This is a genomic window from Endozoicomonas sp. Z74, assembly GCF_057680865.1.
Genome location: NZ_JBLYZI010000016.1, coordinates 67994 through 77604 on the forward strand (window position 1 = coordinate 67994; position 9611 = coordinate 77604).

The 9611-nt window shown below is 52.9% G+C and carries 8 protein-coding genes; 3 read left to right on the forward strand and 5 right to left on the reverse strand.

The window, feature by feature from the left end; genetic code table 11:
• The first annotated feature begins 580 nt into the window (after positions 1 to 580).
• Complete coding sequence (locus ACNRUY_RS06985) at positions 581 to 1018, forward strand: universal stress protein (RefSeq protein ID WP_488110928.1); 438 nt, start codon at positions 581 to 583, stop codon at positions 1016 to 1018.
• A gap of 109 nt (positions 1019 to 1127) precedes the next feature.
• Here ACNRUY_RS06985 and uup read toward each other — a convergent pair whose 3' ends face one another.
• From uup to ACNRUY_RS07010, 5 genes are all read right to left on the reverse strand, one after another.
• The gene (uup, locus tag ACNRUY_RS06990; protein ID WP_488110929.1) at positions 1128 to 3035 is read right to left on the reverse strand and encodes an ATP-binding cassette ATPase Uup; all 1908 of its coding nucleotides are present in this window, start codon (positions 3033 to 3035) and stop codon (positions 1128 to 1130) included.
• 134 nt (positions 3036 to 3169) lie between these two features.
• Positions 3170 to 4408 (reverse strand): MFS transporter, encoded by a 1239-nt coding sequence (locus ACNRUY_RS06995; protein WP_488110930.1) that lies wholly within the window; start codon positions 4406 to 4408, stop codon positions 3170 to 3172.
• Between the two features lie 610 nt (positions 4409 to 5018).
• On the reverse strand, positions 5019 to 5462 hold the full coding sequence (sixA, locus tag ACNRUY_RS07000) for a phosphohistidine phosphatase SixA (protein ID WP_488110931.1): 444 nt from the start codon (positions 5460 to 5462) through the stop codon (positions 5019 to 5021).
• A complete protein-coding gene (locus ACNRUY_RS07005) occupies positions 5459 to 5782 on the reverse strand; it encodes a DUF4389 domain-containing protein (protein ID WP_488110932.1) in 324 nt (107 codons plus the stop codon). The genes sixA and ACNRUY_RS07005 overlap by 4 nt, the downstream gene beginning before the upstream one ends.
• A gap of 177 nt (positions 5783 to 5959) precedes the next feature.
• Positions 5960 to 7012, reverse strand: coding sequence for an NAD(P)H-dependent glycerol-3-phosphate dehydrogenase (locus ACNRUY_RS07010; RefSeq protein ID WP_488110933.1), 1053 nt, complete (start codon positions 7010 to 7012; stop codon positions 5960 to 5962).
• 658 nt (positions 7013 to 7670) lie between these two features.
• Here ACNRUY_RS07010 and fabA point away from each other — a divergent pair.
• Together fabA and fabB are read left to right on the forward strand one after the other, a co-directional pair.
• Positions 7671 to 8195, forward strand: coding sequence for a 3-hydroxyacyl-[acyl-carrier-protein] dehydratase FabA (fabA, locus tag ACNRUY_RS07015; protein WP_488110934.1), 525 nt, complete (start codon positions 7671 to 7673; stop codon positions 8193 to 8195).
• Positions 8196 to 8224: 29 nt separating this feature from the next.
• A complete protein-coding gene (gene fabB, locus ACNRUY_RS07020; RefSeq protein ID WP_488110935.1) occupies positions 8225 to 9448 on the forward strand; it encodes a beta-ketoacyl-ACP synthase I in 1224 nt (407 codons plus the stop codon).
• Positions 9449 to 9611 lie beyond the last annotated feature (163 nt).

A 9611-nucleotide genomic window follows, 5' to 3' on the forward strand; every position in this document is an offset into this window, starting at 1 on the left:
TGTCCTGGCAAGTTCCACCGGTGAAACGGTTCCGTTCCAGTGGCAACGTTCAAGTCGACTGCCTGATTATTATTGCTTTCTTCCTGACTTCATCCTGATCAGCCAGCATGCATGCTGGCCACGGTATCTTCCCTGAAAATTCATACGCTTGTTTGAATTTAGCGACTACCTTCTTTGAATTACTGCTCAAAGTCAAGCCTGACCGATCAGATTATTTCCTTTGGTTCCATCATATACACAGCACTCAACATAAAGCACCATTAAAATGCGGCCGGTATTCAACAACCTGCGTTTTCTTGCAATAAAACCATGAACAAAGCCTGAACAGGCTTTACAATAGGCCTTAGAATAAAAGCACCCTGATCAGGGCTGGAGGCACAGGGTTGAGAAACAGCGGAGTCAGGCTCCCCGATGACAACCCAATTTGACTGCAGGTATTATCTGTCCGGTGAAGTGGCAGAATTTGTCACACCGTTCTCACTTGAGCTTTCACTCAACGCTCACTTGAAACGCTTTTGACAAAAGATTTTTGATACAAGACTTTTCACACTTCTTTTCAAACAAGAATGGGAGACAAGTTATGAGCCTCTATAAGCATATTCTGGTGGCCATTGATTTATCCGATGAAGCCGACGAAGTGCTGGACAAGGCAAAAACCATTGCCGAGCGACACCAGGCCAAACTGACTCTGGTCCATGTAGTAGAACCCCTCAGCGTCGCCTATGGCAGTGATATTCCCCTGGATCTGACCACACTGCAGGATGAAATCACCCAACAGGCCAGGGAACGCATCTCAAGGCTGGCTGAGTCAATCCATCTGGACAAGGGGGAGCAACACGTGGTTTATGGCAGACCCGAAAGAGAAGTACACCGGATCGCCGAGGAGTCAGATGTGGATCTGATCGTAGTGGGCAGCCATGGCCGACATGGATTGGCGCTGATCCTGGGCTCCACCTCCACCAGTATTCTCCACGGTGCCTGCTGTGACGTTCTGGCAGTCCGGGTCGGCAAGAACTGATCCTGACCAGAGTGCCTGAAGCTCCAGATGGCGACAGCCTGCTCCATAGCCGTCCCCCTCTGCCGCCACAGTGAATCCCGGCCCTAGGCCGGGTCGGCTTATAGCCGTTTCACATATTATCCAGTTCTTCCCAACGCTCCATTTTCTCCTCAATCAACTGATTCATTTCCGTCAAACGATTGAGGACGGCCTGGACCTCCCCGGAATCCCCCTGGTAGAAACCCGGATCTGCCACCTTTTGCTCCAGGACAACCAGCTCTTCCTCAAGCGCCTCTATTTCTCCGGGCAAAGCATCCAGCTCTCTCTGGAGCTTGTAACTGAGCTTTTTCCTGACTGGCTTTGCTGTCTCGGCAGATACAGGTGCTTTCTCGGGAGCCTTCTCAGCACGAGCTGTTTTTTTGTCCCCGGACTCTGCCACCAGAGCGCTGATACGACCCCCCTGACGAAGCCAGTCCTCAAATCCACCCACATATTCGCTGACCCGGCCACCCGGTTGAAACACCAGAGTACTGGACACCACATTATCGAGAAAAGTCCGGTCATGGCTCACCAGCAGAATCGTGCCGGTGTATTCCACCAGCAATGATTCCAGCAATTCAAGCGTTTCCACATCCAGATCATTGGTAGGCTCATCCAGCACCAGCAGGTTAGCAGGCTTACTGAACAGCCGGGCCAGCAACAAACGGTTACGTTCCCCACCCGACAGCGCCTTGACTGGAACACGACAGCGGCCCGGAGGAAACAGGAAGTCTCCCAGATAGCTGATCACGTGACGGCTGGCACCATTGATGGTGATGCTTTCGCGCCCCTCAGCCACGTTATCAATGACCGTTTTCTCCAGATCCAGCTGATTCCGGAGCTGATCAAAATAGGCCACCTCCAGACGGGTACCGGCTTTGAGGGAGCCGGATTCCGGGGACATCTTTTCCAGCAGAATATTCAGCAGGGTTGACTTTCCAGCCCCATTGGCGCCAATCAGGCCGATCTTGTCGCCCCGCATCACCCGGAGACTGAAGTCCCTGATAACCGTATTGCTATCAAAAGATTGGGAGATATTCTTCGCCTCAAGCACGAGCTTTCCGGATCCCTCTCCCTGCTCCAGACCAAAGCTGGCCCTGCCCTGAACTTCCCGTCTCTGCAAGCGCTCTTCACGGAGTTTTTTCAAATCCCGGACACGGCCTTCATTGCGGGTACGCCGCGCCTTTATGCCCTGACGTATCCACGCCTCTTCCTGGGCAAGCTTCTTGTCAAACAGGGCATTCTGTTCAGCTTCCACTTCCAGGGCATGGGCCTTGCGCTCCAGGTAAGTGGTGTAATTGCAGTCCCAACTGGTCAGCTGTCCCCGGTCCAGCTCAATGATTCTGGTGGCCAGGGACTGGAGAAAAGAACGATCATGGGTAATGAACAGGAGCGCTCCCTGGAAATCCAGCAACTGGTTTTCCAGCCAGTCGATGGCAATAATATCAAGATGGTTGGTGGGCTCATCCAGCAGCAACAGGTCGGGCTCACAGACCAGCGCCCTGGCCAGCTCCACTCTTCTTCGCCACCCGCCAGACAGCTCTCTCATCAGCTTGTCCCCTGGCAGGCCCAGCTTCTGGATCACAGTATCGACCTTCTGGCTGAGGCTCCAGCCATCCACAGCCTCCAGCTGCTGCTGAACCTGTTCCAGGGCCTTCATATCTCCATCAGTCTCGATATTCATGGACAGCCGGTGATACCGACTGATCAGATCCCCCACCTGCTCAAGCCCCGAAGCCACCACATCGTAGACTTTTTTATCATCCTGCTCGGGCAGGTCCTGGTTCAAAGTCCCGATTTTTAATCCCGGTTTGCGCCACAGAGTGCCGTCATCAGACTGAATCTGACCTGAAACCAATTTCATCAGGGTGGATTTACCGGCACCGTTTCTGCCCAGCAGACACACCCGCTCACCTTTGCGGATCTGAAACTCTGCAGAGTCCAGCAACGGTTGATCACCGTAGGCGAGACTGATTTTATCGAATCGAAGTAGTGGCATTGCCCTTCCAAGCTGTTCACTGATACGGCCAGGCTCCCATACAAGGAAGCCTGGTCCGGCAACTGATCATTGATGATACCCGCCCCTGCACAGGGCTCATACCATGGGAGTACAGGAGCGGTAGAATAGCGCTATCAACCACCGATGGGTAGTCGACGCCTATGGAAAAGTGCTGCGACTATCAGCGCCACAAACTGGCAGACCAGCAATGGAACAAAAGCCACCTGGTAGTCCACAACGGACAGGGCCTTGATTCCGTTTGTGCTCCGGGCATCCAGAATAAAGCCAACCACAGGCTGGAGGACTGGCCCTGCCAGCAACATGGAACCATTGGCACAGGCCAGCAACAACCCGGCAAACCTGGGCGGGGAAAGTTTCTTGACCAGCGAGAACGCCAGCATATAACCACCACTGCTCAAACCCACCATAAAACAGAAGACACCCATCATCCCCAGACAACAGGGGCAGAACATCAACAGGCTGGAAAAAACCAGTGTTGACGCACCCGCCCCCAACATAATGAGCAGGGTACGCCCGGTAGCGGAAGCCAGCCAGCCCAGCAACGGAGCCCCAATTGCTGCCCCGGCAAAAATCAAAGACAGAACATCCGCCACGGCAGATTCCTGACCGGGAAACCGCTCATTCAGATAGGGAATCCCCCAGAGGCCGCCAAAGCAGGTAATCATGGCAAACAGACCAAATCCATAAAGACAGCACTTCAAAAGGCAACCGTAATCCATTGGTTTAGAGAGGTGTTCAGGTTCGCAATGCTCGCACTGCAATTCAACCTGCCCCCCCCGGGGCCAGCTTCTGACCCAGAGCGCAAAACATATCGCCAGCACAATGCCTGCCATGGCCAGGCACTCCATAGCCCCTCTCCATCCAGACAATTCCATCAGCCTTGGAATCAGTAAGGGCCCAAGCCCCCCTCCAGCCAGTGCAAAAGCTTCCAGCATGCCCACCAGAGGCGGGAAATACCTTTCGGGAAACCAGCGACTCACCAGCGTCATGCAGACAATGATAACGGGAGAGGTGGCAATCCCCATTAAAGCTCTGGCCAGACTGGCTGACCCCATATCACCCGCAATACTGAACCAGTAACAGGCCAGAGCCATCAGAAGACTGCAGCTCACCAGCAAAACCGGCGCACTGCACCGGTCAGCAAGGTAACCCGCTGGAACCTGACAGATCAGATAAAGATAAAGAAAGCTGCTGGTCAGCAACCCAATGTCCGCGATATCCAGATCAAGGCTGGACATCAACTGGGGCACCATTACCGCCGGCGCCCCCTGAAGCATAAATTGATAAGCACAGAACAGGGCGGCTATGGCACAAACCAGCACACCCCTTCCTGAAACAGAATCCGTCGCCACCGCTCTCTCTCCCTTTAGTAACACCAGCAACACTGCAATTGAATTGAGAGAGATTAGATTAGGCGATAAAACAAAAGTTCATCACAAAAGACACGGAACCGGAAAAAAACGGAAGATTTTCAGGGCAATACCCCTGAGACCATGAACTATTTCCTGAATTCACGGCCTTTGTTGAGAAAATTTGAACAGAACACCGATTGCTGAAAACAACAGCGCCTCCTCAGGAGTTAAGAGGAAAGGCTCGCTGACCTCCGGCAAAGGAAGAGGGCTTTAAAATTATGCGCCGCCAAACGCCCTCTCCCTCTGAGGTTGTCGCAAAAGGCAGCGAACGCAGGCAAGACAAGGCAAAAAATGGCGAAAAAGCGCAGTTTACAGGTAGTAAATGAGCATTTTGAGCCATTTTTTAACGCCGTATTGTCAAGTGCAGCCCTTTTGCGACAGCCTCCTCTGGGAGAGGGCTGGGGTGAGGGAAAACGATGTAGGGGGGGGTGACCTTAAGATCAGCTATCAAAGCATCGGCATAATCTTTTTAAGTCTTCCTGGCATAGCCGGGGGTTTACCTTATGGTTACAGCATTTCCTGTTCAAGACATTATCAGGAAGGAACCCTTTCAAGCAGGAACCCGGTCCACCACCCGGGCCATGCCCGGACCCGGAATATCCATCTCCAGAACCAGAGCCGTTGCTGTAGTAAAAGCAGGCCCGGACCCGGAGCTGCCTTCACAAAGATAGGCACTAAGGCAGCCCACCAGAGGCATATGACTGGCCAGAAGAACAACCCCCTGATCAGGCAATTCCCTGACCACTTCCCCTGGTCGCCCCTCTGGCACAAGGGAACTCAGTGTTTTCACCGCACAACCTGTTTCAGCAGAGGCTATTTCAGCCGTCTGCTGAGCTCTCCGGTAAGGACTGGCATAAATATCTGTCACACCATAGGCCTTCAACAAGGCAACGGTTTGCGACACTTCGGCAATGCCCTGATCCGTCAGTTCACGCTCAAAATCCGAGGGGGCTGACCAGGAAGCCTGGCCATGGCGTAAAACAATGACCTTCATTCAGCATCCCGGTTCAGATCATCACCCTCTTCATCCATAACGCGATCCTGACCTGGCCAGTCCGAGAATGGAAACGGCTTTAGATCACTGTTATAGGTGAGAAACTGAACAATCTGATAAATGTACCGGTTTAGCCCATCACTGAACCCAAGCAGCCGCCCGTTCGGCTCCCCTTTGATAAAACCGTGAAGCGCCTGAACCAGCGCCAGCAGACCAACCAGAAAGGCCGCAAGGTAAGCGGCCAGAGCAAAGACCACCATAAATACCAGCCTCAACCAGCGGGATTCTGACTTGAGGTTGTTGACCACATTCTCATCCATTGACCTTCTCCCAAACGCCTTCTTCAACGAACCTGGCAGCCTGCCGGCCTTACGACAATTTGTCTGCCTTACCCGAAAAAACCATCAGCAAAACCGATGAACAAAAACTATAAACAAAAAGCCGGTCACTTCACAATCGGGCACGAGCCCGACACCAGATAGCCTCCGACCCGATGCTCATGGTCTCGACATAAACTCCACATCGGTTTTCTGCTCCCTTAACATCATGCCCCTGACCAATCCCTCAATGGCATGACCTTCAAAAATAATACTGTACAACCCGTCTACCAGCGGCATATACACATCCAGCTCATCCGCCTTCTGCTTCACCTGCTTTAACGTATTCACTCCCTCTGCCACCTGTCCAAGCTGTGCTTCAGCCGTTGTCAGGGAGTGGCCTTCACCCAGGGCATATCCCACCCTGAAATTCCGGCTCAGACTGGAGGTACAGGTAGCGACCAGGTCTCCTACCCCAGCCAGCCCAAGAAACGTCATGGGGTTGGCTCCCAGTTTAACCGCAAAACGACTCATCTCAGCCAGGCTGCGGGTAATCAGCATACTTTTGGTGTTCTCCCCCATCCCCATGGCCGCCCCTATGCCAGACACAATGGCATAGATATTTTTCAGGGCTCCTGCCAGCTCTACCCCATAAACATCGGTATTGGAATAGACTCTGAAATAGTCGCAGTGAAGCACCCCCTGAAGGATCTGGCAAAGTTCTTCATCCTCACTGGCAATCACTGTGGCCGTCACCGCCCGGGCGACAATTTCCTTTGCCAGGTTAGGGCCACTGAGCACCCCGATCCGGACCTGTTTCACCTCTTCCCGGAGGATCTCACTCATCAGATCAAAGGTGACCGGCTCAATTCCCTTGGTGGTACTGATGACCATTTTACCGGCCAGCAGGCCATCGGTCTTTCGAACCACTTCCCGGAATGACTTGCTGGGAATGGCAATAAAGACAATATCCGCTCCCCGAATCACGGCCTTGAGGTCGCTGTCCGCAGACACCGCCGGGTGAATTCTGAAGTCTGGAAGATAGCGCCGGTTAATATGCGATTCATTAATATGTTGCACCTGCTGCTCATCTCGCATCCACAAACGGACCTGATGCCCATTGGTGGCTGATATATCAGCCAGTGCTGTGCCGAAACTGCCGCCGCCCAGAACGGCTATGGTATACTGCTGATCACCACCCTGTTTGACAACACTGCCTGGAGTAACGGTCATAATTCCTGATCCCTGTAAAAAGGAATAATCATCTTGATAATGCTCTATTTAAACACAGCCTGAGGGCATCATACACATCACCAGCCCCTGTTATTACAGAGAGTTCATTCAGTGACAACCAGCGCTCAGGTAGCAATACTCTGCTGGCTGTATTACCTTTAGGTTCTACTGATATAAGATTGCTCCGCAGTTCAACATTTCAATACGGTGAGGGCAGCAAAAAAACCTTCCAGGCAGGATACAACCTTGTTTCATCAGGGATTCATCATGCCAGGAGCAAGATAACCACTGGCAATCATTCAGACCCGGTCGTGTTGTCTTTTTGTTACAAATCCGCCGGTAGTGCTATGCCTGGCCCTAACCAATGGTATAGTTCAGCTCCAGAACCATAGTAGTGTATTACCTGGGATGATGGACTCATTCTCCAGCAAGCCCCAGGGGGAACATACTGAAAGGAAGTGACCACGCACGATCACCCTGAGGTTTACCTGCAGGGCACTGCGTAAAGTTTAAGACAGATTAGCATTTAAGAGAGGCCCGCAAGGCCTCGTTTTAACGCCGTATCGGCAAGGGCATAAGGTATTCTCTCCCGGTATCCCCGGAGGACTGCCGTCCGGATGCCATGCAGGTGCTGGACTTTCCAGGAACCCATGTACTGATGATGCAACCATTGAAACAAGATTCCTTCAATAAAGACGATCTCATTCGCTGCTCACAGGGTGAGCTGTTCGGGCCGGGCAATGCCCAGCTGCCAGCCCCCAACATGCTGATGCTCGATCGAATCGTTAAAATTTCCAATGAAGGGGGCAAATACGGCAAGGGTGAAATCATTGCCGAACTGGATATCCACCCGGATCTGTGGTTTTTCGCATGCCACTTCCCTGGCGACCCGGTCATGCCTGGCTGCCTGGGGCTTGATGCCATGTGGCAGCTGGTTGGTTTCTACCTTGGCTGGATGGGCAACCCCGGCAGGGGGCGGGCTCTGGGCAGTGGTGATGTCAAATTCACCGGACAGATTCTGCCCACCCACAAAAAAGTTACCTATCGCATCGATATCAAACGGGTGATTTCCCGCAAGCTGGTGCTGGGCATCGCTGATGGCACCGTCAGTGTCGATGACAGGGAAATATACACCGCGGAAGGGCTGCGCGTCGGCCTTTTCCAGAACACTGACTCTTTCTGACACTCTACAGGCTATTCAGGTTGACACAAATGAAACGTGTTGTAGTTACAGGGATCGGCATCACCTCCTGCCTGGGCATTACCCAGGACGAAGTGGCTGACAATCTCAAGCATGGACGTTCCGGCATTCGTTTTAACGAAAGCTATAAGGAATACGGTTTCCGCAGCCAGGTTTCTGGTTCTGTGGACATCGATTTCAGTGAACACATTGACCGGAAAACCCTTCGCTTCATGGGCAGCGCAGCCGCCTATGCCTACATTGCCATGAAACAGGCCATTGAAGACTCTGGCCTGAGCGAAGACCAGGTTTCCAACCCCCGCACAGGACTGATTGCCGCTTCCGGGGGAGCTTCCTCGGAAAATATTGTCGAGTCCGCCGACATCATTCGCGAAAAAGGCGTCAAGCGCGTTGGCCCCTACCGGGTCACCCGGACCATGGGCAGCACCATCTCCGCCTGCCTGGCAACGCCTTTTAAAATCAAGGGAGTCAATTACTCCATTACCTCCGCCTGCGCCACCAGCGCCCACTGCATTGGTAATGCCGTGGAACAGATACAGCTGGGCAAACAGGATGTGGTGTTTGCCGGGGGCGGTGAAGAAGAGCACTGGACCCAGACCGGGCTGTTCGACGCCATGGGCGCTCTGAGCACCAAGTACAATGACACCCCGGAACAGGCCTCCCGAGCCTATGATGCTGACCGTGATGGTTTCGTCATCGCGGGCGGCGGCGGCATGGTTGTTCTGGAAGAACTGGAGCACGCCAAAGCCCGGGGCGCCAAAATTTATGCCGAAGTGATCGGTTATGGCGCCACCTCAGACGGTTACGACATGGTTGCCCCTTCCGGCGAAGGTGCAGCACGCTGCATGCGTCTGGCACTGGAAACCGTGGACAAGCCTGTTGATTACATCAATACCCATGGTACCAGTACCCCGGTTGGGGATGTGGCAGAGCTGAAAGCACTGCGTGAAGTCTTTGGTAATGACCTGCCAACCATCAGCTCCACAAAGTCCCTTTCCGGCCACTCCCTCGGAGCTGCTGGCGTCCAGGAAGCCATCTACTGCTTGCTAATGATGAAACACAATTTCATCACTGCGTCAGCTAATATCAACAACCTGGATGAAGCGGCAGAAGACATGCCCATCCTGGTCGGCGAAGCCCGCGAGGCAAGACTGGAGCGGATCATGTCCAACAGCTTTGGCTTTGGCGGTACAAATGCCTGCCTGGTCTTTCACCGTTATAACGGCGAATCTTAACTCGTATCAGGATGTAAACGAAAGGGGCCGATAAGGTGCATTAGTTCAGATCTGATCTGACAATTCCCTCTTCAAAAAAGGGAAGGGTTACCGATTTAGATAGAGGGTGAAATCACTGAAATCTAAATCGTAAAAAGGTAACCCTTATGATTCATACTAATCA

Bases quoted from the DNA above. Each gene is read 5' to 3' on its own strand.
- ACNRUY_RS06985 (WP_488110928.1), top strand. From the start codon at position 581: ATGAGCCTCTATAAGCATATTCTGGTGGCCATTGATTTATCCGATGAA.
- uup (WP_488110929.1), bottom strand. From the start codon at position 3,035: ATGCCACTACTTCGATTCGATAAAATCAGTCTCGCCTACGGTGATCAA.
- sixA (WP_488110931.1), bottom strand. From the start codon at position 5,462: ATGAAGGTCATTGTTTTACGCCATGGCCAGGCTTCCTGGTCAGCCCCC.
- ACNRUY_RS07005 (WP_488110932.1), bottom strand. From the start codon at position 5,782: ATGGATGAGAATGTGGTCAACAACCTCAAGTCAGAATCCCGCTGGTTG.
- ACNRUY_RS07010 (WP_488110933.1), bottom strand. From the start codon at position 7,012: ATGACCGTTACTCCAGGCAGTGTTGTCAAACAGGGTGGTGATCAGCAG.
- fabA (WP_488110934.1), top strand. From the start codon at position 7,671: ATGATGCAACCATTGAAACAAGATTCCTTCAATAAAGACGATCTCATT.
- fabB (WP_488110935.1), top strand. From the start codon at position 8,225: ATGAAACGTGTTGTAGTTACAGGGATCGGCATCACCTCCTGCCTGGGC.